The organism is Bradyrhizobium sp. USDA 4503 (genome assembly GCF_054055815.1).
The window spans coordinates 1,488,018-1,509,713 of record NZ_JBSRXS010000001.1; the positions used below are offsets into that span (position 1 = coordinate 1,488,018).

Below are 21,696 nucleotides of genomic sequence, written 5' to 3' on the forward strand. Positions count from 1 at the left end.
GTGCAGTCAAGGCTCATGCCTACGGTTTAGACATTCCTATCATCAGTGCAGGTGCACTGCAACAAAATCTGCTTTTCCCACAGTCATCGGCAAACGCTCTGTTTTTGCGCAGCGGTCATGCTAAGGGCTGTGCGCGGCGATCTTCGCCGTCCCCCTCATCCCCGATTCGTCTGTCACTGGTTCAAAATGCCGAAGCCTGAGCGTACCGCAGCCATCCTTGTCGCAGCCGGCCGTGGACTGCGCGCCGGCGCAGGCGGGCCGAAGCAATACCGGACGATCGGCGGACAGACGGTGATCTACCGCGCCATGGAGGCGTTCTCCGGACATCCGGACGTGTTTGCGGTGCAGCCTGTGGTCAATCCTGACGACACCGCGCTGTTCGATGAAGCAGTCGCAGGCCTTCGCCATCGGCCGCCGACGCCGGGCGGCGCGACCCGGCAGGCCTCGGTCCATGCCGGGCTCGAGGCGCTCGCAAGCGAAAAGCCGGATATCGTGCTGATCCACGATGCCGCGCGCCCCTTCGTCACTGCAGCCGTGATCTCGCGCGCGATCGCCGCAGCCGGCCGGACCGGCGCTGCGATCCCCGTGATTCCCGTCACCGACACCATCAAGCTCACCGGCGATGCCGGCGACGTCGAGGCGACGCCGGAGCGCGCGCGCCTGCGGATCGCGCAGACGCCACAGGCTTTTCGTTTCGACGTAATATTGGAGGCGCATCGTCGCGCAGCGCGCGATGGCCGCTCCGATTTCACCGACGATGCGGCGCTTGCCGAGTGGGCGGGATTGACGGTTGCGACGTTTGAAGGTGATGCTGCCAACATGAAACTCACCACACCCGAGGACTTCGTGCGCGAGGAAGCGCGGCTCGCAAGCCAGCTCGGCGACATCAGAACCGGCACCGGCTACGACGTGCATGCCTTTGGCGACGGTGACCATGTCATGATCTGCGGCGTGCGCGTGCCGCACACGAAGGGATTCCTGGCCCATTCCGACGGCGATGTCGGGCTGCATGCGCTCGTCGACGCGATCCTCGGCGCGCTGGCCGACGGCGATATCGGCTCGCATTTCCCGCCGAGCGACGCCAAGTGGAAGGGCGCCTCCTCCGACCAGTTCCTGAAATACGCGGTCGAGCGCGTCACCGCGCGTGGCGGACGGATCGCCAATCTCGAAGTGACGCTGATCTGCGAGCGGCCGAAGATCGGGCCGTTGCGCGACACCATGCGGGCGAAGATCGCGGAGATCTCCGGCGTCCACGTCTCGCGCGTGGCGGTCAAGGCCACCACCAGCGAGCGGCTCGGCTTCACCGGCCGCGAGGAAGGCATCGCGGCAACCGCGAGCGCCACGGTCCGTCTCCCTTGGGACGATAAAGGTTGGGACGATAAAGGCCGGAGTGCCTGACATGGGCGGCAGCGACGCTCGTGCCCTCTCCCGCTCGCTGCTCGACCTGTGCCGGATGCGCAAGCTGACCATCGCGACCGCCGAATCCTGCACCGGCGGCCTGGTCGCGGGTGCGCTCACCGACATCCCCGGCTCTTCCGACGTGATCGACCGCGGCTTCGTGACCTATTCGAACGAGGCCAAGCGGGTCATGCTCGGCGTCAAGGCGGCCACGCTCGAAACGTTCGGCGCGGTGAGCAAGGAAACCGCGACTGCGATGGCGATCGGCGCGCTGGAAAAGGCCGGCGTCGACCTTGCGGTCTCGATCACCGGCATCGCGGGCCCTGGCGGCGCGACACCGGGCAAGCCGGTCGGCCTGGTGCATTTCGCCGTCGCCGCGCGCGACGGCCGCATCATTCATCGTGAGCAGCGATTTGGCGCGATCGGCCGCAGCACGGTGCGGCAGCGCTCCGTGGTCGAAGCATTGCGCATGCTGATGGAGCTTGCGCGCCCGCCGCAGGCCGCCAAGCCGCGTCGCGAGGCGGCCAGCCGGTTACGGCCAAGGGTTGCCCGGTCGCCGCGGAGCCACGCTGCGAAACGCCGCCGGCCGCCGCGCGGATAGGCCCAACGCAAAGTCAAGTCGCGCCACGGCCCGCCTTACACGGGCTTGTGTCAACTGCGGCCCGGTGACGCTTACCTGAAATGGAACTTTGACGCGGCTTCGCCGCTTTATGTTGTTCCAACTCTGCTGTTTCGATTGTTCGTCCAACAGCAAAATCCCACAACAAGGAGAAAATGATGAAGTTGGGAACTTTGGTCGTGGCCGCCATCAGCGCTGGCGCCATGACGCTGTCGACTGTTGTGCCTTCGTCCGCCGCACCACTCGCTCCCGCGCAATTGCAGGATCAGCCTACCTCCGTCGAGCATGTGCAGTATCGTCACTGGCACGGTGGTCCGCGTTACGGCTATCGCGGCGGATACGGCTACCGCGGTGGTTACTATCGCGATGGCGGCAGTAACGGCGCGGCGATCATCGGCGGGCTGGCGGCCGGCGCGATCATCGGCGGCGCGATCGCGGCGAGCCAGGCCAAGGCCAACAACGACGCCTATTGCTCCCAGCGTTTCCGTACCTACGACCCCGCTTCGGGCACCTACATCGCATCCGGCGGCGTGCGGCGATCCTGCCCGTAAGTCGGCGAACGCTCTCCCGCACCATCCGTCGTGCCCGGCCTCGTGCCGGGCATTTGCGTTCCAGAGATGTAGACGAGACGACTTCGCTACGTCGACAGCTGCGGCTTGCCGTAGACCTGATCCGCGCGCTTCTCGAACGCCGCGGCAAAGCGTGAGAATGCGGCGTCGAACATCGAGCCCATCAGCATCGCCAGCATCCGGCTCTTGAATTCGTAGTTCAGGAAGAAGCCGACATCGCATTCGGTTTCCGACTTCGGCTCAAAACTCCAGCGATTCTCCAGATTGCTGAACGGGCCGCGCAGATATTCGACCACGATATTCAGATTGGCCCGGTCGAGCGTCACCTTGCTGGTGAAGGTTTCCCGCACCAGCTTGAAGGACACCGTCATGTCCGCCACCACGACCTCGGTGCCGTCCTCCTTGGGCGTGCGCTGGCGGATCTTGAGCGAATGGCATAGCGGCACGAATTCGGGATAGCGCTCGACGTCGGCGACCAGATCGAACATTTGAGGTGCGGTGTGCCGGACCCGCCGCTTGCTTGAGAATCGTGGCATCAGTGGATACTCGCACGGTTTTGCCCGAGTGCGAGGCGCTTCAGATAATCATCCGCCTGCGCCCGATCGGTGAAACAGACCAGCGATTGATCGGGCCGCAAGCCGGCAAAATACTCGATCAGCTTCGGCCGCTGCTGCCGGCGATAGGTCCAGACGTAGCGGAAGAATTCGAGATCGATCTTCTCAGGGCAGCCTTCCGCCATCTCCGGGCGGACCTCGCCATAGCTCCCGGCTATCCGCCTGAAGATACCGAGCATGCAGGTCGACCGCGGCAGGTCGAACCAGATGATCGTGTCGGAGAGCTCCCGGCGCAATTCCCCTGCACCATGCCTCATGTAGTTCCCATCCATGATCCAGCGCGGCTCCTGGGCTGCTTCGGTCACGCGGCGCTCGAATTCGTCCCTGCCCGACTCGACCCAGCCCGGCTTCCAGAACAGCGCATCGATCGACACGGTCGGAATCCCTGTCATGGCGGACAGCCGCCGCGCAAAGGTCGACTTGCCGGATCCCGACGATCCCATCACCAGAACGCGCTGCATTGGTCCAGTCCAAGGTTCGGCCAAGGTTCGGTCAAGGCCCGATCAAGCAACGGCGCGTGACGGCGCCGGCTTACCGCCGTTTGCAAAAATCTAGCGGCCGCGGGCCGTGCGCGCCGCCTGCAGTTTGGCGAAATCCTCGCCGGCGTGATGCGACGAGCGCGTCAACGGGCTCGCCGACACCATCAAAAAGCCCTTGGTATAGGCGACCCGCTCGTAGCCTGCGAACTCGTCCGGCGTCACGTAGCGCATCACGGCGTGATGCTTGCGGGTCGGCTGCAGGTACTGGCCGATGGTGAGGAAATCGACTTCGGCCGAGCGCAGGTCGTCCATCACCTGCAGCACCTCGTGCCGCTCCTCGCCGAGGCCGACCATGATGCCTGATTTAGTGAAGATGGTCGGATCGATCTCCTTGACCCGCTGCAGCAGCCGGATCGAATGGAAATAGCGGGCGCCGGGACGGACCGTCAGATAGCGCGACGGCACGGTTTCCAGATTGTGGTTGAAGACGTCGGGCTTGGCCGCGACCACGCGCTCCAGCGCGCCGTCCTTGCGCAGGAAGTCCGGTGTCAGGATCTCGATCGTGGTGCTCGGGCAGCGCGCGCGGATGGCGCGGATGGTCTCGGCAAAATGCTCGGCACCGCCGTCGGCGAGATCGTCGCGGTCGACCGAGGTGACCACGACATGACTGAGCCCGAGCTTGGCGGTGGCCTCCGCGACGTATTCCGGCTCGCTCGCCTCGAGCGCGCCGGGCATGCCGGTCTTGACGTTGCAGAACGCGCAGGCGCGCGTGCAGGTGTCGCCCATGATCATGAAGGTGGCGTGCTTCTTGTCCCAGCACTCACCGATATTGGGGCAGCCCGCCTCCTCGCACACCGTGACGAGGCCATTCTCCTTCACGATCCGGCGCGTATCTGCATAGCCGCGCGTATTCGGCGCACGAACCCGGATCCAGTCCGGCTTCGGCGGCGACACGGCATCCGGCCGGTTGACCTTTTCGGGGTGCCGCGGGCGGAGCTGAGTGGTGGAGATGGTGTCGACGATGGTGACCATGGATGCCTGCAAGTCGCGGGAGCATGATCCAGGCAGATCAATGCTCCGAACCAAGGGCTTAGCTAATCGGTGTTGACGCAGCTCGCAACCCGCCCCGCGACCCTAGCAGACCTGCCCATATATTGGCAGTCTTGCGACCCGTTCCATGCCGATTCCTACCTCAAAATGGCTCAAAAACCCCGATCCATCAGCGCGACCGCGCCGCGCCTCGGCAAGGCGCTGAAACGCTCCTTCTTCGATCGCAGCGTCCACGAGGTCGCCCCCGACCTGATCGGCGCGACCTTCCTGGTCGGCGGCGCCGGCGGCATCATCACCGAGGTCGAGGCCTATCATCACACCGACCCGGCGGCGCATTCCTACCGCGGGCCGACCCCGCGCAACCAGGTGATGTTCGGCCCGCCGGGCTTCTCCTACGTCTACCGCTCCTACGGCATCCATTGGTGCGTCAACTTCGTCTGCGAGGAAGCGGGCTCGGCCAGCGCCGTGCTGATCCGCGCGATCGAGCCGACCCATGGGCTCGCGGCGATGCGCAGGCGGCGCGGGCTGGAGGACGAGCGCGCGCTGTGCTCGGGGCCCGGCAAGCTCTGCGAGGCGCTCGGCATCACCATCGCGCACAGCGAATTGCCGCTCGACCGCGCCCCGATCGCGCTCCATGCGCGGACCGAAGCACCCGAAATCATCACCGGGGTGCGGATCGGCATCACCAAGGCCGTCGACCTGCCCTGGCGCTACGGGCTGAAGGGATCAAAATTCCTCAGCAAGCGGTTTTGATCGCCACGGCGTTATCAGCTAGGACGCCTTCTTCAACCGCTCGATCGCCTCGAGAATCTTGGCGCGGCGCTCCGCTGCTGCCGCGCGCTTTTCCTTCTCTTCCTCGACGAGCTCTTCCGGCGCGTTGGCGACGAACTTGTCGTTGGCGAGCTTGGCATCGACCCGCTTGATGTCGGCGTCGGCCTTGCCGAGCTCCTTCTCCAGCCGCGTGCGTTCAGCCGCGAGATCGATCACGCCCTTCAGGGGCAGCGCGACCGCCTCGCCGCGGACAAGGAGCTGTACCGCGCCTTCCGGCGGGTGATCGGCAAACGAGATATCCGACAATCGTGCGAGCCGCTTGATGGTGTCGTTCCAGCGCCGCGCGCGGTCCCGCGTCTCGTCGGAGGCGCCCGCGATCACCAGCGGCGTCAGTGTCGACGGCGGGATGTTCATTTCCGCCTTCACCGACCGCATCGCAGTGACGAGATCGACCACCCAGCCGATCTCGGCCTCGGCCGCAGGATCGCTGAACTCGTCGGCGTCGAGCGCGGCAATCACCGGCGGAATGATCGGATCGACCACCGGACCGGCGGTCGCGATCGCGGCCAGCTGCTCGCCGGTCACGCCCGACTTACGCGGCCAGGACGCCAAGACCAACAGGCCGTCGCGCTTTGCGGTCACCGCCCACAGCTCCTCGGTGATGAAGGGCATGAACGGATGCAGCAGCTTGAGGATCTCGTCGCGGGTCCAGGCGATCATGGCGCGGGTCTCGGCCTTGGCCGCGCCCTCCTCGCCCATTAGCACGGGTTTCGCGAGCTCAAGATACCAGTCGCAGAACACGTTCCAGACGAAGCGGTAGATCGCGCCCGCGGCATCGTTGAAGCGATGATCCTCGATCGTCTCGGTCACCTCGCGGGTGACGCGCGAGGTTTCGTGCGCGATCCAGCGGTTCAACGTCTCCTTTGCGCCCTTCGGATCGAAACCGTCCGGCTTGACGCACTCGTTCATCTCGGCGAACCGACAGGCGTTCCAGAACTTGGTCGCGAAATTGCGGTTGGTCTCGACCAGATGCGGCGACAGGCGGATGTCATGGCCTTGGGCCGCCTCGCGGGTCAGCGCGAAGCGCAGCGCGTCGGCGCCGTATTCGTCGATCACGCCGAGCGGGTCGATGACGTTGCCCTTCGACTTCGACATCTTGGCGCCCTTCTCGTCGCGGACGAGGCGGTGGATGTAGACGGTCGAGAACGGCGCCTCCTTCATGAAATGGAGGCCCATCATCATCATGCGGGCGACCCAGAAGAAGATGATGTCGAAGCCGGTAACCAGCGTATTGGTCGGGTAGTAGCGCGCGACCTCCGGCGTGTCGTCCGGCCAGCCCAGCGTCGAGAACGGCCACAGGGCCGACGAGAACCAGGTGTCGAGCACGTCCTCGTCACGCGTGATGAAGCCCTCGCGCTTGGCGGGGTCGACCGCCATGTCGTGGCCCTGCTCCGGCGTGATGACTTCCTGCTCGACGTAATAGCCGAGCGCGTGGCCGACCGCCTCTTCCTCGGTCTCGGCGACGAACACCTTGCCGTCGGGTCCGTACCACGCCGGGATCTGATGGCCCCACCAGAGCTGGCGCGAGATGCACCAGGGCTGGATGTTCTCCATCCACTCGAAATAGGTCTTTTCCCAGTTCTTCGGCACGAACGTGGTTTCGCCGGAGCGCACCGCCGCGATCGCCGGCTGCGCCAGCGTCTTAGCGTCGACATACCACTGGTCGGTCAGATACGGCTCGATCACGACACCGGAGCGGTCGCCATGCGGCACCATGTGGGTGTTGGGCTCGATCCGCTCGAGGAAGCCGAACTCCTCCAGCCTTGCGACGATCTTCTTGCGCGCCGCGAAGCGCTCGATCTTGTCAAACTCGGCGGCGAACTCGTCGGCGCCGACAGGCAGGCCGCGCAGATAATCCTCGTTGCCCACCAGGCTGAGGCTGCCTTCCTGGTCGAGCACGCTGATCTGCGGCAGGCCGTGACGCTTGCCGATCTCGAAGTCGTTGAAGTCGTGCGCAGGCGTCACCTTGACCGCGCCCGAGCCCTTCTCCGGATCGGAATAGTCGTCGGCGACGATCGGAATCCTGCGGCCGACCAGCGGCAGGATGACGTGCTGGCCGACCAGATCGGCGTAGCGCTCGTCGTCCGGATGCACCGCGACCGCGGTGTCGCCGAGCATCGTTTCGGGACGCGTCGTCGCGACCACGATGAACGATTTCGGATCCTCGGGGCTGAAGTTGCGGCCCTCGATCGGGTAACGCAGGTACCAGAGATGGCCCCTGACCTCGACCTGCTGCACTTCGAGATCGGAGATCGCGGTGAGCAGCTTCGGGTCCCAGTTGACCAGGCGCTTGTCCTTGTAGATCAGGCCATCGCGATGCAGTTCGACGAACACCTTGACGACGGCGCGCGACAGGCCCTCGTCCATGGTGAAGCGCTCGCGCGACCAGTCACAGGAGGCGCCGAGGCGCTTGAGCTGGTTGACGATGGTGCCGCCGCTCTCGGCCTTCCACTGCCAGACCCGCTCAAGGAACTTGGCGCGGCCCATATCGCGCCGGCCCGGCTCCTGCCGTTCCATCAGCTGACGCTCGACCACCATCTGGGTGGCGATGCCGGCGTGATCAGTGCCGGGCTGCCAAAGCACGTCGCGGCCGCGCATCCGCTCGAAGCGGCACAGGATGTCCTGCAGCGTATTGTTGAGCGCGTGGCCCATGTGCAGCGAGCCGGTCACGTTCGGCGGCGGGATCACAATGGTGAAAGGCGCGGCGTCCTTGCGTTCAGGCCGGCCGGCCTTGAACGCACCGCTCTCCTCCCAGATCCGGGCCATCCGGTGCTCGATATCGGCGGGCTGGTAGTTTTTCTCGATCATGACAATGCGCTGTGGACCATGGAAAGCGTTAGAAAGCCGCCGGAGCGCACCAAGTCAACCGGACCGGTACGTCAAATCGACGTTTAGGGCATTTGGGGAGCTGATTGAGGGCCGCCAGGCCCAACGGCGGGAGCCAGCCTCGCGCCGGCTGCGCTGCTAACGCCGCGCAGCTAGCGCCCGCGGGATACCCGCTCGATCTCGGCCTTGACGATCCGCTCGACCAGCCCGGGCAGATTGTCGTCCAGCCAGGACTTCAGCATCGGCCGCAGCATCTCCTTGACCAGATCCTCGAGCGTCCGCGCATTGTTGCTCAGCACGGTGTTGGCCAAAGAGTTGAAGGCCGACTCGACGGCCCGCATCGTGGTTCCCGAGATGATCTGCTGCATGGGCGCGGTCTCGATCGCCGGCGGCTCCCGGGCCGGTTCCGGCGCCCGGCTCCGCGCTTCCGTGAACTCGAGGTCGTCCTGCGGCTCGACCTTGCGGAACGACGGCGCGGCGGCCGGGTCCGGCAGCGCCATCTCGTCGGTGAGTTCGAACACGTCGGCTTCGGGCTGGGCCGCGGGCTGCGGCGACGGCCTGATCTCGGCTGCGGGCGTCGCCTCATCGAGGCTGGCGAGCAGCGAGTCGATATCGTCCTGACTGTTGCTGGCCGCCGGTGCCGGCGCAGGCGGCGGTGATTTCGGCGCCGGCGCGGCGGCCTTCGCGGCCGGTGGCGCTGCGGACGGCGGGCTCTTCATCGCGGGCTTGGCTGCTGGTGCTGGCTCGACCTTCGGCGCCGGGGCTGCAGCGGCGGCCGCAGGCTTCTCGGCCGCGGCCGGCTTCGCCTCGTCGTCGGCAATGATGCGACGGATCGACGCCAGGATCTCCTCCATCGAGGGCTCTTGGACCTTCGCAGGTTGCGTCATCTCCGACTCCACATCGAAACGAATTTACATCAAGCCCGAGAGGATTCGCCGGTTCCGATGATGCGGGCAGAGATTTTCATTGCTCCCGCCCGACTTGTCCCCAGATCAAGCCCGCCCGAGGCTTTGTGCAAGCTTCGTGTCGCCCAATGCAGCGTGATCACAGGGGGCGTCGCACCTGTCATCACGCTACGCCGGCGCGCCGCGAATCGCCTTGCTGCCCGACAAAACGGTATGTCAGGCCAATTATCGAATGCAAGCAAACGCGCCTGTTTGTGGTCCTGATTAACTCAGAACCACAAACATGACGCGACAAGCGATGACGATGCGAAGGTGTTTAGCGGCCGTCGGGCGTGCGTACGCCGGCCCAGTTGTCACGAACCTGCTGGTAATGCACGCTCGGATCGTAGACGTTGGTCGAAAGCCCGAGCACCTGCGGCGACAAGCGGCCAACCGCGCTCAGCACGTTATAGGACGCGACGACGCGGTCGTGCTGCGCGGTGACCAGCGCGTTGCGCGCGTTGACGAGCGCCTGCTGCGCGTTGAGCACGTCGAGCGTGGTGCGCTGACCGGCCTTGGCCTCTTCGCGCACGCCGTTCAAGGCGATCTCCGACGCGGTCACCTGCGCCTGTGCCGATGCCACCTGCGACTTGCCGGCGACCAGCTGGCCCCACGCGGTGACGACGTTGGCGCGCGCCTGATCGCGGGTCTGCTCGAGCACGAGGCGCTGCTGCGCCAGCGATTCCTTGGACTGGCGGATCAGCGAGTATTCCGCACCACCCTGGTAGAGCGGCACCGACAGCTGGACCGCCGTTCCCGCGCTGAATGTGCGCTGGCTGATCAGGGTCTGTTCGTATTGCTGCTGCACCGACGTTTGCAGGTTGACCGACGGGAACAGCGCACCCTCGCTGACCTTGACCTGCAGGAAGTTGACGTCGACGCCGTACATCGCCGAGGTGACGTTCGGATTCTGGGTCAGGCTGAGATCGACGGCGGCCGCAAGCGTCGTCGGCAGGAAGCGGTCGACCGGCGAGCCCGGCGCGAGATTCTGCGGCTCGTTGCCGATGATGCGGCGGAAATTCGATCGCGTCGTCGTCAGGTTCGATTCGGCGGTGAGCTGCTGGGTTTTACCTGCCGCGAGCTGCGCTTCGGATTGCGCGACGTCGGTCCGCGTCACTTCGCCGACATTGAAGCGGTCCTGGGTCTGCTTCAGCGTCTGTTCCAGCACGCGCGTGTTGCTGCGCTGAACTTCGACGATGGCGGAGTCGCGGAGATAGTCCATGTAGATCGTGGCCGCGCTCAGGATCACGGTTTGCTCGAGCACACGCAGGCCCTCGCGCGCCGCCGAGACCTGGCTTTCGGCCGCGCGCACCCTGGGCGCGGTCTGCGCGTTGAACAGCGATTGGTTGACCGTGAGGCCTGCGCTGCGCGGCGCGTTGGCGCCATGGATTTGGGTGCGGACAAGATTGTTCGCGTCGCCGCCCTGTGTCGTCAGCGTATCGGTGTATTGGTACCCCGCGCTTGCCGTCAGTGCGACTTTCGGGCGGTAGCCCGACAGTGCCTGAGGAACGTTCTCGTCAGTTGACCGCACCTGCGCGCGTTGCGCGTTCAGCTGGGGATTGTTTTGGTAGGACCGCACCAGCGCGGCCTCGATTGTATCGGCGAGTGCGGGCACAGGGCCCATCTCCGCCAACAGAAGGACGGCAGTCGCAGCCGCGGTGACAACCTTCACCCCACGCATCCCCGGAAATCCAATCATTGTAGTCGCCGTCTCCCACACGCAAATCAGTCCGGCGGTCGCTTCAGTCGAAGTGAGTCCCGCCTCACCTTAGTCCGCAGCTAGGCCCAACGGAACTACCCCGCAACGGAACACGGTCGAAACTCTTCACATGGGGCAAACGGGCCACACTTCTGATTCGGAACGGGATTTTATCAGCCGGTGCGCCGCCATCGCGGTCAGAAGACGAAGGCGGGAACTCGCTCGAATCCGGGTAAAACGGGAGCCGAGGCGTCGAACAGCTCGCGATGGCCGAAATCCCCGTGGGAGTGCGTCACCAGGGTGGCGCGCGGCGGCGGCAACAGGCCGAACACTCCGACCAGCCGGCCCCCCTCCTTGAGTTGGCCGAACAGCCCGGTCGGGACGATCTCCGTCGCACCATTGAGGATAATGACGTCAAAAGGGGCGCCCGCGGCATCGCCGTCGGCGGCCGCGGCCGTTTTGACGGTGATATTCTGGATTCCGAGCTCGGCGAACGCCGCGGTCGCCTTTGCGGCAAGGGCCGGATCGCTTTCGGTCGCGCTGACCTCTGCGGCAAAGCGCGCCACGACGGCGGCGGCGTAGCCGGTCGCGCAGCCGACCACGAGGACGCGGTCGGTGGCCTTGATCTCGGCGGCCTGGAGCATTCGGGCGAGCAGCGCCGGCGTGATCAGGCAGCGCCTCGTCGCACCGCCCTCGGCGACATCGAGGTCGAGGTCGAGATAGGCCAGCGCCTGCTTGCTGGCCGGCACGAAGACCTCGCGCGGCACGGTCAGCATGGCATCGAGAATGCGATCATCGGTCACGTCGCTCGGACGCACCTGACCATCGACCATATACTGGCGCGCGGTCGAAAAACCGGTCATTGGCGGAGACCCTGCAAGTCGCGGCATTGCCGCTGGAGAAGCTAGAACAGGGCCATCTTTTGGAACAAGCTCCGCCAAAACGCAACACGCCGCTGGCGTGCAAAACGCGCTCCCAAAACGCGCTCCAAGGCGCAGTCTATTCGATCGTGACGGCGAGCCGGCCGATCAGGCGGGCCACTTCATCGAGATGCTCGGAATCATGCTCCTCGACGGCCCTCGCGAGCCGGCGGACGCACTCGTCGTCACTGATGTCGGGGGCATCGCTCGGAACGAGCGTCGGCTGCGGCATCGACAGGTCGATCATGTTAATGGCCATCAAAATCACCTCTCAAGACCCGGCGGGAGCAAGTGTCGACGGCTATTGAGTCGATTTGACGACGTTTTCGGCCTGTCCGCTGCGGACCACGGGCTTGTGATGGCGATTTGGGGGATCGATGGGGCCAGACCAAACTGGCTCCCCGGGCTGGATTCGAACCAGCGACCATTCGATTAACAGTCGAATGCTCTACCGCTGAGCTACCGAGGAATAGGCGAACATCTGTTCGCGAGCGGGCAGCGTATAACAAAGCCTTTCGGCCTTGCAAAGAACCAAATCGCCCCTCCGGCGAAACTTTAGCGCGCACGGTAAGCCTCTGCGATACAAGGGCTTACCTATCGCCCGGTGTGCGACATGCCCAGCCCGCCGGCCCGGCCGCGCTCCCGCGGGCGCCTGGAAACACCGCCAGCGCGGCGGTCGCACCGCGCCCGTGATTCTGTCAGGGGCGCGACGGCCCAGCTCCTCGCGCAAACGGGGTTGGCTACCGCCCGGCGATGGCAACGATGAACAGCGCGGTCGCGGCCAGCGAGGCGATGGTCCGCACGTGGTTCCAGAAGGTCCAGTCGGTCAGATAGCGCGCCCAGACCGATGCCGCCGACCTGCCCGCAGGATCAGAGGCCGCAAGCTGATCGTTCAGCGGCACATTGAAGACGACGGTCACGACGAACATGCCGACCACGTAGAGGCCGCCGCCGCAAATCATCGCAATCGCGCCCGGCTCCTGCCATCTGAGCCCGCCGAGCAAGACGAGCACGGCGCAGGACAGCGTGGTGCCGAGGAACACCGGCATGAACGGCGAACGGACAATATCGACATTGATCGCGTTCATCGCCGAGATGCCGGCGGCCTGATCGATGCGGCCGAGCGCGGTCATGACAAAAGCCGAGAACGCAAAATAGAGCCCGGCGAGCAGGCCGCAGCCGAGCGCGGAAAACCACAGCAAGGCCGAGGTTAGGATCTGGCGCATCGTTCCGCCTCCAAATGCGAGATATACTCGTATTTGTGAAATGCGATAAACTCTCGTATTAGAGCCGTCAACCCCGATCGCAGGGAAGCGAAAGATGTCGAGACGAAAGGCCGCATCCGTGGAAGTCCCCCTGCCCGGGCTGGCGCGGCTTGCCCCGACCCAGCAGCGCAGCCGCGAGCGCTTCGAGCGCATCCTCGCATGTGCGACCGAGATCATGGCGGAAAAGGGCAGCGAGGCTTTCCGCATGAGCGACGTCGTCGCGCGCAGCGGCGTCGCATTCGGCTCGCTCTATCAATATTTCCCGGACAAGGCCGCGATCATCGGCACCCTGGCCGAACGCCATAACGCGGTCGGGCGCGATTGCGTCAGGCGCGATCTGGCCGCGGTGACGACCGCGCGCGACCTGCACCCGGCGCTGTGCAGGATCGTCGACAGCTACTACGAGATGTTCATGCGCGAGCCTGTCATGCGCGACATCTGGCAGGCGACGCAAGCCGACCGCGCCCTGCAGAAGCTCGATGCGGACGACATGGCCGTGCTCTCCGGCCTGTTGTCCGACGCGGTCAGGCGGATTGCGCCCGACATGCCGACTGCCGCCCTCGCCACCTTTTCCGCCCTGACCATGACACTGATCGCAGCCGCCGTGCGTCACGCGATCACGCTGCCACCGAGGAAGGCGCGGCAAGCGCTGACGCAGTTCAAGACCATGCTGCCGCACGACCTCACCGGGCTGGCATGACGGCTCCGGCACGAGTGTTGGGAATATTCCCTGTACAAAAACGATAGATACAGGCGCATACGGCTTACGCCGTTCGCGTCAGCAGGAGCCGAGGATCGTGCGGCATGCGACTGGTCCCCACCGTGCGATACTTGCCTCCATTGTCACGTCTCCCTAAAATTCCTGCGATATTTGACGGCTATGAATACCGCCGGGAATCCCGGGAAGAGTTTTTAGAAAGTTGTGATTTGTTTCACACGAGGTGCGGCCATGCCGACCTAGGTTCCCGAAGGGATCACCAACGATTCATTAACCAAAGCGGGCGCCATCGTTCTTTTCATAAAATTCGAACGAATCGCTCAATCCGGACCGAAGACTGTTTTGCGACCATGGCGCTCTCGAACCTCGGAGAGCGTGATGAGCGAAGTCGAATTTGATCTGCTGCTGGACGCCGTGCGAACGGCGATCGCGCCCATTGCTCAGGAGGATTTCGTGGCTCAGCCCTCGCCCCGCATTCAGCCGCCACCGCGCGCGGCCAATGACAACCAGGCGCCGTGGCCGCTGATTCCGTTTCCTGAAGGTTGGTACGCCGCGAGCTAATGCGGCTTCTCATTGACTGGCTGCAAGCCATTGATGAGATGAGTGGAGGCCACGACCAGAATTGAACTGGTGTACACGGTTTTGCAGACCGTTGCGTAACCACTCCGCCACGTGGCCCCTTGCGGCGCACTTCATATACGCCCTCTCCGAGATAGGCAACCAAGCCGGACGGCTAACGCCGACGTCTGCGAAAGTCCCGCTTCTTCGGTTTTGGCGCCAATTCCGGCATTTTGGCCTGCACTTCGCGGAATCTCGTCAGCATCCGCTCGAAACTATTAGTTAACGTTGCGGCAATATCCGGCCGCTTCTCCAGCCCCGCCAGCAGGATCGCGGCCGCCTCAATGGTGGACAGGCCGTCGCGGCGCGGTTCCCGCCGCAGTCTGCCGTAGAGCGAGGGCCGTTTCGGCCCGAGAATCACCCGCTGACACTTCAGCATCCAGGCATTGCGCCACCACAGCGCCTTGGCCTGGCTCCAGGTGCCGTCGAGCAGCACGATGCCCTCGATGTCGGAGAGGATGGCGCGCTGATGCGGCTCGAGCTCGCCCTTGCGGTTGATCGCAACGATCTCGGCATCGGTCTCGAGGTCTTCGACCTTGGCGGAGCCGAGATAGAGCGCCGCCCAGCGTGACGGATCGGGTACCGGCCGGCCGAGCGCCTTGGCCAGGCTCGGCCAGGACAGCCCGATCCGCACCACGGCGTTTTCGAAATGCTGTGCCAACAGTCGCGCGGTGCCGAGCGCCCTGTCCTGCTCCTGCGGATGGATCAGGATCAGGAGCTGGATGCGGCTCTCGATCGGCGTGACGCTGTCGCAGATGCACAGCGGCAACGGCTTGCCGCAATGCGCGCACTCCTCGATCTCGGCGACAATATCGGTTTTTGCTTCGGTCGGTTCGGACATCGCTCCGCTATACGCTTGCAATCGTGCAATTCAAACTATTCCGCGGGTGCGTGCACGCCTGACGGCTCGCGGCGCTGGCGCAGCCGGTCGATCAAGAGATAGATCACCGGTGTCGTGTAGAGCGTCAGGATCTGCGACACGAACAGGCCGCCGATGATGGTGATGCCGAGCGGCCGGCGCAGCTCGGTGCCCGGACCGGTCGCAATGACCAGCGGAATTCCGGCGAACAGCGCGGCCATCGTCGTCATCAGGATGGGACGGAAGCGCGCGCGGCAGGCCTCGAAGATCGCGTCCCGCGACGACAGGCCCTGATGCCGCTCGGCCTCGAGCGCGAAATCGACCATCATGATGCCGTTCTTCTTGACGATGCCGATCAAGAGGATGATGCCGACGAAGGCGATCACGGTCAGCGGCGTGTTCGTCACCTGCAGTGCGAGCAACGCGCCGAGGCCGGCCGACGGCAGCGTCGAGATGATCGTGATCGGATGCGCCAGGCTCTCATAGAGCACGCCGAGCACGATATACATCGCGACCAGCGCGCCGAGGATCAGGAGCGGCTGCCGCCCGCTGGTCTTGTTGAAGTCGCCGGCATTGCCGTCGAAGCTGCCGCGAATGCCCTCGGGCATGTGCAGCTCGTCGACCGCCTGCTGGATGTTCGTCGTCGCGACCTCCAGCGGCACGTCCGGCAGCAGGTTGAACGACACCGTGGTCGAGGGGAAGCCGCCGGAGTGATAGACCGCGAGCGCCGACAATCCACGCTGGTAGTGCACCAGCGCCGACAGCGGCACCTGCACGTCGTTGGCGCCGGCAACGTAGATGCGCTCGAGGTTCGACGGATCGCTCTGGAATTTCGGATCGATCTCGAGCACCACTACGTACTGGTTGCGCTGGGTGTAGATGTACGAGATCTGCCGCTGCGAGAAGGCGTTGTTGAGCGCGTTGTCGATGTCCTGCACGCGGACGCCGAGGCTGGAGGCAGTCTTGCGGTCGATCACGAGGTTGAGCTGTAGCCCACCGGGATCGCGGTCGGAGGAGACGTCCGTGATGCCCTCCACCGTTTCCATGCGCTTGGCGATGATCGGCGCCCATTTCTGCAGCAGCTCGAGATCGGTCGAGGCGAGCGTGTACTGGTAGTCTGAATCGCTCTGCCGGCCGCCGGTGCGAATGTCCTGGGCGGCGAACATGAACAGGCGGATGCCCGGCACCATGAACAGGTTGCGGCGCAGCCGGTCGATCACCTGCGCGGTCGACAGGCCTCCCCGCTCCTCCGGCGGCTTCAGACTGATGTACATGATGCCGCGGTTGGAGGTGGCGCCGCCCGGGCCGCCGCCGGAACCGACTGACGAGCCGATGCCGGCGACAGCGGGGTCGGCCATCACGATGTCGGCGAGCCGCTGCTGCAGCTGAAGCATCGCCTGGAACGAGATATCCGCCGACGCCCGCGTCGAGCCGATCACGAAGCCGCTGTCGTCGGTCGGAAAATAGCCCTTCGGCGTCTTGATGTAGAGCGTCACCGTCAGCGCGACGGTGGCGAAGAACACCACCAGGGTCAGGAAGGGATAGCCGAGCACGATTCGCAGCGTCGCTGCGTAGAACGCCACGACACGGGACAGCGTGCCCTCGATGACGCGATCGTACCAGGTGGCATGATCGGACGTCGCCTCCCTGATGTAATGCGCGCAGATCATCGGTGTGATGGTCAGCGACACCACGGTCGAAACCGCGATCGCGAACACCAGCGTCAGCGAGAATTCGCGCAGCAGGCGCCCGACGATGCCATCCATGAAGATCAGCGGCGTGAAGGCCGCGATCAGCGACAGCGAGATCGACAGCACCGTGAAGCCGATCTGCTTGGCGCCTTCGACCGCGGCCGGATACGGCGCCATGCCCTGCTCGAGATTGCGGTACATGTTCTCGATCATCACGATGGCGTCGTCGACCACGAAGCCGACGGAGATCGCCAGCGCCATCAGCGACAGATTGTCGATCGAGAAGCCGGCGAGCCACATCCCGGCGCAGGTGCCCGCCAGCGCCAGCGGCACCGACACGCCGGCGGCGATCGTCGGCACCACCCGGCGCAGGAACACGAACACCACGATCATCACAAGCACGGCGGTCGCCAGCAGCGTGAACTGCATGTCCTCGACGCTGGCGCGGATCGTTCCGGTACGATCGACCAGGGTGGAGATCTCGACGCCCGCCGGAATCCATTTCCTCAATTCCGGCAGCATCCTGCGAACGCCGTCGACGGTGTCGATGACGTTGGCGTCGCCCTGCTTGGTGATCTGGATCAGCACCGCCGGCTGCTTGTTGAACCAGGCGATCGAGCGCGAGTTGCGCACGGAATCCTCGACCTCGGCGACGTCGGCGAGGCGGACGTAATTGCCGTTCGAGCTTTTGATGACAATGTCGCGGAATTCGGCGGCGGTGCGCATCTGCTTGTTGATTGAGAGCGTCTCGCTCAGCCGGCCGCCATTGAAGATGCCGACCGGCCCCAGCGGGTTGGCATTGATGATCGCGAGCCGGACGTCGTCGGTCGCGATCCCGGCGTTCGCCAGGGACACCGGGTTGAGCGCGATGCGCACCGCTGGCTGGTCGGCCCCGCTGACGGTCACCTCGCCCACTCCCGGCACCTGCGAGATGCGCTGCGCCAGCACCGTGTCGGCGACGTCGTACATCGCGCTAGTCGAGATCGTCTTCGAGGTCAGCGCCAGCACGAATACCGGCGACGCGGCCGGGTTGGCCTTGCGGAACCTGGGCAGCGACGGCAGGTCGCTCGGCAGATCGGCGAGCGAGGCGTTGATCGCGGCCTGCACGTCGCGCGCGGCGCGGTCGATATTGCGGCCGATCGAGAACTGCACCTGGATGCTGGTGGTGCCGAGTGAGCTCGTCGAGGTGATCTGGTCGACGCCCGAAATGGTGCCGAGCTTGCGCTCCAACGGTGCGGCGACGGTCGCGGCCATTACGGAGGGATCGGCCCCTGGCCTGGACGCCGACACCCGAATGGTCGGGAAATCGACATTCGGAACCGACGACACCGGCAGGAACTGGTAGGCGACGATCCCGACCAGGAACAGCCCGATCGCAAGCAGTGTGGTGCCCACCGGCCTACGGATGAAGGGCTCCGAGATCGAGATCACTGCATGCCCTCGGTGGCGCCCGCGATCGGCGGGCCGCTGGGACCCGGCTCAGGCACGGCCCGCTCGATCCGGCGGTTGAGGCGGTCGAGCGCCAGATAGATCACCGGCGTGGTGTAGAGCGTCAGCAGCTGGCTCAACAGCAGGCCGCCGATGATCGAGATACCGAGCGGGAAGCGCAGTTCCGCGCCGGTGCCGCTTTCGATCGCGAGCGGCAGCGCGCCGAACAGCGCCGCCAGCGTCGTCATCATGATCGGGCGGAAGCGCAGCAGGCAGGCCTGCACGATGGCGTCATAGGACGACATGCCCTGGTGACGCTCGGCCTCCAGCGCGAAGTCGATCATCATGATCGCGTTCTTCTTGACGATACCCATCAACAGGATGATGCCGATCAGGCCGATCACCGAGAGGTCCTGCCCGCACAGCATCAAGGCGAGGATGGCGCCGACGCCGGCCGAGGGCAGCGTCGAGAGGATCGTGATCGGATGGATATAGCTCTCATAGAGCACGCCGAGCACGATGTAGATCGTGATGATCGCCGCCAGGATCAGCCAGGGCTGGCCGGCGAGCGAGCGCGAGAATTCGGCGGCGTCGCCTGAATAGATCCCGACGATGCTGCCGGGCATTCCGATCCTGCTCTCGATCGCCTTCACGGCCGCGACCGCGTCGCCCAGCGCCTCGCCCGGCGCCAGGTTGAAGCTGAGCGAGACTGACGGGAATTGCGCCTGGTGCGAGATCGCGAGCGGCGCCGTTGTCCGGACCAGCGTCGCCACCGCCGACAGCGGCACCTGCGCGCCGTTGGCGCCGGGCAGATAGAGCTTGTCGAGAATCGACGGGTCGCGCTGATACATCGGCAGCGCTTCGAGCACGACGCGGTACTGGTTGGCCTGGCCGTAGATCGTCGATATCTGCCGCTGCGCGAAGGCGTCGTTCAGCGTATCGGTGACGCCCTGCAGACTGACACCGAGCTGGCCGGCACGCTGGCGGTTGACGTCGAGCGCCGCGCGCAGGCCCCCCTCCTGCGCCTCCGAGGAGACATCGCGGAAGATCGGGTCCCGCCGCATCTCGGCGACGAGCTTTTGCGCCCATTGCGAGACCTCGGCGGCGTCGGTCGCGGTCAGCGTGTACTGGTATTGCGAGCGGCTCGACTGGGTCGAGATCTGCACGTCCTGCACCGGCTGGAAGTAGACCGTCATGCCGGGCACCGTCGCGATCTTCTCCTTCAGCCGCTCGATCACCTTGACGACGCCCTCGCGCCGCTGGTCGAGCGGCTTCAGCGTCATCACCAGCCGGCCGACATTGGTGGTCGGATTGACCGAACCCGAACCGATCACCGAGACAACGCCAACCACATCAGGATCGGCCTTGATGATGTTTGAGACCGCGCTCTGCCGCCGCTGCATCTCGGCGAACGAGACGTCGGGCCCGGCCTCGGTCACCGCCGTGATCGATGAGGTGTCCTGCAGCGGCAGAAAACCCTTCGGCGCCAGCACGTACATGATCAGCGTCAGCGCGATGGTCGCGAACGTCACCAGCAGCGTCGCGCGCTGGCGCCGCAACACCCAGAGCAGCGTCCGATGGTAGAACTCCACCATGCGGTCGATGAAACGGCTGACCGCGGCGAGGCCCGGGACCGCCATCTCCTCATGGATGTTCTTGAGCAGCCGCGAGCACATCATCGGCGTCAGCGTCAGTGAGACGATCGCCGAGGTCACGACCGCGATCGTCAAGGTGAGCGCGAATTCGCGGAACATGCGGCCAACCAGGCCGGACATGAACAGCAGCGGGATGAACACGGCGATCAGCGACACCGTCAGCGAGATCACGGTGAAGCCGATCTCGCTGGCCCCCTTCAGCGAGGCCTCCATCACCGTTTCGCCGTCTTCCATGTGGCGGACGATGTTCTCGATCATGACGATGGCGTCGTCGACCACGAATCCGGTTCCGATGGTCAGCGCCATCAGCGACAGATTGTCGAGGCTGAAGCCCGCGAAATACATGATGCCGAAGCTCGTGATCAGCGACAGCGGCAGCGCAACGCCGGCGATCAGGGTCGCGCGCAGCGACCGCAGGAACAGGAGCACCACCAGCGTCACAAGCACGACGCTCAGGATCAGCGTGAACTGCACGTCGCGCACCGAGGCGCGGATCGTCACGGTACGGTCGGAGACGATGGTCAGCTTGACGCCGGCCGGGACCGCGCGCTGCAGCCGCGGGATTTCGCCGCGGATCTGCTTGACGACGTCGATGACATTGGCGCCCGGCTGGCGCTGGATGTCGATGATGACGGCCGGCGTGCCCTGGTACCAGCCGCCGGTGCGGTCGTTCTCCAGCCCATCGACGATCTGGGCGACGTCGCCGATCGTGACCGGCGAGCCGTTGCGATAGGCGATGATGATCGGCCGGTAGGCGTCGGCGGCGGCGATCTGATCGTTGGCGGCGATGGTGTAGGATTGCTGGGCACCGTCGAGCGATCCCTTCGGCCCCGACACGTTGGCACCGGCGATCGCGTTGCGGAGATCCTCCATCGCGATGCCGTAGGCCGCGAGCCGGGCCAGATCGGCCTGCACGCGCACCGCCGGCTTCAATCCACCGAGGATCGAGACCCGGCCGACGCCGGAAATCTGACTCAGCCGCTGACCCAGGATGGTGTCAGCGAGATCGCTCATCGCCCGCAGCGAGATCGTGTCCGAGGTCAGCGCCAGCGTCATCACCGGCGCGTCCGCAGGGTTCACCTTGGCGTAGACAGGCGGATACGGCAGCGTCTTCGGCAAGATGCCGGCGGCAGCGTTGATCGCGGCCTGCACATCCTGCGTGGCGCCGTCGATGTCGCGGTTGAGGTCGAACTGCAGCGAGATCTGGCTGACGCCGAACGAGCTCGTCGAGTTCATCGACGACAGCGACGGGATCTGCCCGAGCTGTCGCTCCAGCGGCGCCGTGATCAGCGAGGCCACCACGTCGGGGCTGGCGCCGGGCAGTTGCGTCGTCACCTGCACGGTCGGGAAGTCGACCTGCGGCAGCGCCGAGACCGGCAGCGCCCAATAGCCGAGCGCACCGCCGATCATCAGGGCGATGCCGAGCAGCGAGGTGGCGATCGGCCGGCGGATGAACGGTTCGGAGACGCTCATGGCTGCGTGCTCGCTGTTAGATCGGACATTACGAAGTCAG

General features: G+C 65.1%; 18 protein-coding genes and 2 tRNA genes. 6 read left to right on the plus strand and 14 right to left on the minus strand.

From position 1 onward, the window contains the following. The first annotated feature begins 186 nt into the window (after nucleotides 1-186). From ACVMIH_RS07165 to ACVMIH_RS07175, 3 genes are all read left to right on the plus strand, one after another. Complete coding sequence (locus tag ACVMIH_RS07165) at nucleotides 187-1,398, plus strand: bifunctional 2-C-methyl-D-erythritol 4-phosphate cytidylyltransferase/2-C-methyl-D-erythritol 2,4-cyclodiphosphate synthase (protein ID WP_456861080.1); 1,212 nt, start codon at nucleotides 187-189, stop codon at nucleotides 1,396-1,398. Between the two features lies 1 nt (nucleotide 1,399). Beyond that, nucleotides 1,400-1,999 carry a CinA family protein gene (locus ACVMIH_RS07170; RefSeq protein WP_038386736.1) on the plus strand — a complete coding sequence of 200 codons (600 nt, stop codon included), beginning with the start codon at nucleotides 1,400-1,402 and terminating at the stop codon, nucleotides 1,997-1,999. Between the two features lie 173 nt (nucleotides 2,000-2,172). Then, a complete protein-coding gene (locus tag ACVMIH_RS07175) occupies nucleotides 2,173-2,568 on the plus strand; it encodes a BA14K family protein (protein ID WP_057016574.1) in 396 nt (131 codons plus the stop codon). Between the two features lie 86 nt (nucleotides 2,569-2,654). On the opposite strand, the gene ACVMIH_RS07180 is transcribed toward ACVMIH_RS07175, so the two are convergent. The 3 genes from ACVMIH_RS07180 to lipA form a co-directional block, all read right to left on the minus strand. Continuing rightward, entirely contained in the window at nucleotides 2,655-3,122 is a 468-nt protein-coding gene (locus ACVMIH_RS07180) for a type II toxin-antitoxin system RatA family toxin (protein ID WP_456861082.1), read from the minus strand. Next, a complete protein-coding gene (locus ACVMIH_RS07185; RefSeq protein WP_253623861.1) occupies nucleotides 3,122-3,661 on the minus strand; it encodes a P-loop NTPase family protein in 540 nt (179 codons plus the stop codon). The genes ACVMIH_RS07180 and ACVMIH_RS07185 overlap by 1 nt, the downstream gene beginning before the upstream one ends. Before the next feature lie 90 nt (nucleotides 3,662-3,751). Continuing rightward, nucleotides 3,752-4,711 carry a lipoyl synthase gene (gene lipA / locus ACVMIH_RS07190; protein ID WP_057016571.1) on the minus strand — a complete coding sequence of 320 codons (960 nt, stop codon included), beginning with the start codon at nucleotides 4,709-4,711 and terminating at the stop codon, nucleotides 3,752-3,754. A gap of 165 nt (nucleotides 4,712-4,876) precedes the next feature. Between lipA and ACVMIH_RS07195 the strand changes: the two genes are divergently transcribed. Next, nucleotides 4,877-5,482, plus strand: a complete 606-nt coding sequence (locus tag ACVMIH_RS07195) for a DNA-3-methyladenine glycosylase (RefSeq protein WP_229191865.1) — start codon at nucleotides 4,877-4,879, stop codon at nucleotides 5,480-5,482. A gap of 18 nt (nucleotides 5,483-5,500) precedes the next feature. On the opposite strand, the gene ACVMIH_RS07200 is transcribed toward ACVMIH_RS07195, so the two are convergent. The 7 genes from ACVMIH_RS07200 to ACVMIH_RS07230 form a co-directional block, all read right to left on the minus strand. After that, nucleotides 5,501-8,368, minus strand: coding sequence for a valine--tRNA ligase (locus ACVMIH_RS07200; RefSeq protein ID WP_456861085.1), 2,868 nt, complete (start codon nucleotides 8,366-8,368; stop codon nucleotides 5,501-5,503). 170 nt (nucleotides 8,369-8,538) lie between these two features. Beyond that, nucleotides 8,539-9,273: a PopZ family protein gene (locus ACVMIH_RS07205; protein WP_057016568.1), complete on the minus strand. Its 735-nt coding sequence runs from the start codon at nucleotides 9,271-9,273 to the stop codon at nucleotides 8,539-8,541. A gap of 334 nt (nucleotides 9,274-9,607) precedes the next feature. Then, nucleotides 9,608-11,011 carry a TolC family outer membrane protein gene (locus ACVMIH_RS07210; protein WP_057016567.1) on the minus strand — a complete coding sequence of 468 codons (1,404 nt, stop codon included), beginning with the start codon at nucleotides 11,009-11,011 and terminating at the stop codon, nucleotides 9,608-9,610. Nucleotides 11,012-11,226: 215 nt separating this feature from the next. Further along, entirely contained in the window at nucleotides 11,227-11,892 is a 666-nt protein-coding gene (locus tag ACVMIH_RS07215) for a protein-L-isoaspartate O-methyltransferase family protein (protein ID WP_057016566.1), read from the minus strand. A gap of 136 nt (nucleotides 11,893-12,028) precedes the next feature. Next, nucleotides 12,029-12,208 carry a hypothetical protein gene (locus ACVMIH_RS07220; RefSeq protein WP_456861087.1) on the minus strand — a complete coding sequence of 60 codons (180 nt, stop codon included), beginning with the start codon at nucleotides 12,206-12,208 and terminating at the stop codon, nucleotides 12,029-12,031. Nucleotides 12,209-12,343: 135 nt separating this feature from the next. Beyond that, nucleotides 12,344-12,418, minus strand: a tRNA-Asn gene (locus ACVMIH_RS07225). Nucleotides 12,419-12,689: 271 nt separating this feature from the next. After that, complete coding sequence (locus tag ACVMIH_RS07230) at nucleotides 12,690-13,175, minus strand: anthrone oxygenase family protein (RefSeq protein ID WP_076828765.1); 486 nt, start codon at nucleotides 13,173-13,175, stop codon at nucleotides 12,690-12,692. A gap of 94 nt (nucleotides 13,176-13,269) precedes the next feature. On the opposite strand from ACVMIH_RS07230, the gene ACVMIH_RS07235 reads away from it, so the two are divergent. Both ACVMIH_RS07235 and ACVMIH_RS07240 read left to right on the plus strand, forming a co-directional pair. Then, nucleotides 13,270-13,914, plus strand: a complete 645-nt coding sequence (locus tag ACVMIH_RS07235; RefSeq protein ID WP_141340591.1) for a TetR family transcriptional regulator — start codon at nucleotides 13,270-13,272, stop codon at nucleotides 13,912-13,914. Nucleotides 13,915-14,310: 396 nt separating this feature from the next. Next, nucleotides 14,311-14,493: a hypothetical protein gene (locus ACVMIH_RS07240; RefSeq protein ID WP_024584196.1), complete on the plus strand. Its 183-nt coding sequence runs from the start codon at nucleotides 14,311-14,313 to the stop codon at nucleotides 14,491-14,493. Nucleotides 14,494-14,536: 43 nt separating this feature from the next. Here ACVMIH_RS07240 and ACVMIH_RS07245 read toward each other — a convergent pair. The 4 genes from ACVMIH_RS07245 to ACVMIH_RS07260 all read right to left on the minus strand — a co-directional run bounded on the left by ACVMIH_RS07245 (nucleotide 14,537) and on the right by ACVMIH_RS07260 (nucleotide 21,656). Continuing rightward, a tRNA-Cys gene (locus ACVMIH_RS07245) sits at nucleotides 14,537-14,610 on the minus strand. Nucleotides 14,611-14,665: 55 nt separating this feature from the next. After that, nucleotides 14,666-15,391, minus strand: a complete 726-nt coding sequence (locus tag ACVMIH_RS07250; protein ID WP_456861089.1) for a tRNA-uridine aminocarboxypropyltransferase — start codon at nucleotides 15,389-15,391, stop codon at nucleotides 14,666-14,668. 35 nt (nucleotides 15,392-15,426) lie between these two features. Then, complete coding sequence (locus ACVMIH_RS07255; protein ID WP_456861091.1) at nucleotides 15,427-18,531, minus strand: efflux RND transporter permease subunit; 3,105 nt, start codon at nucleotides 18,529-18,531, stop codon at nucleotides 15,427-15,429. Continuing rightward, nucleotides 18,528-21,656 (minus strand): efflux RND transporter permease subunit, encoded by a 3,129-nt coding sequence (locus ACVMIH_RS07260; RefSeq protein ID WP_310879593.1) that lies wholly within the window; start codon nucleotides 21,654-21,656, stop codon nucleotides 18,528-18,530. The genes ACVMIH_RS07255 and ACVMIH_RS07260 overlap by 4 nt, the downstream gene beginning before the upstream one ends. Nucleotides 21,657-21,696 lie beyond the last annotated feature (40 nt).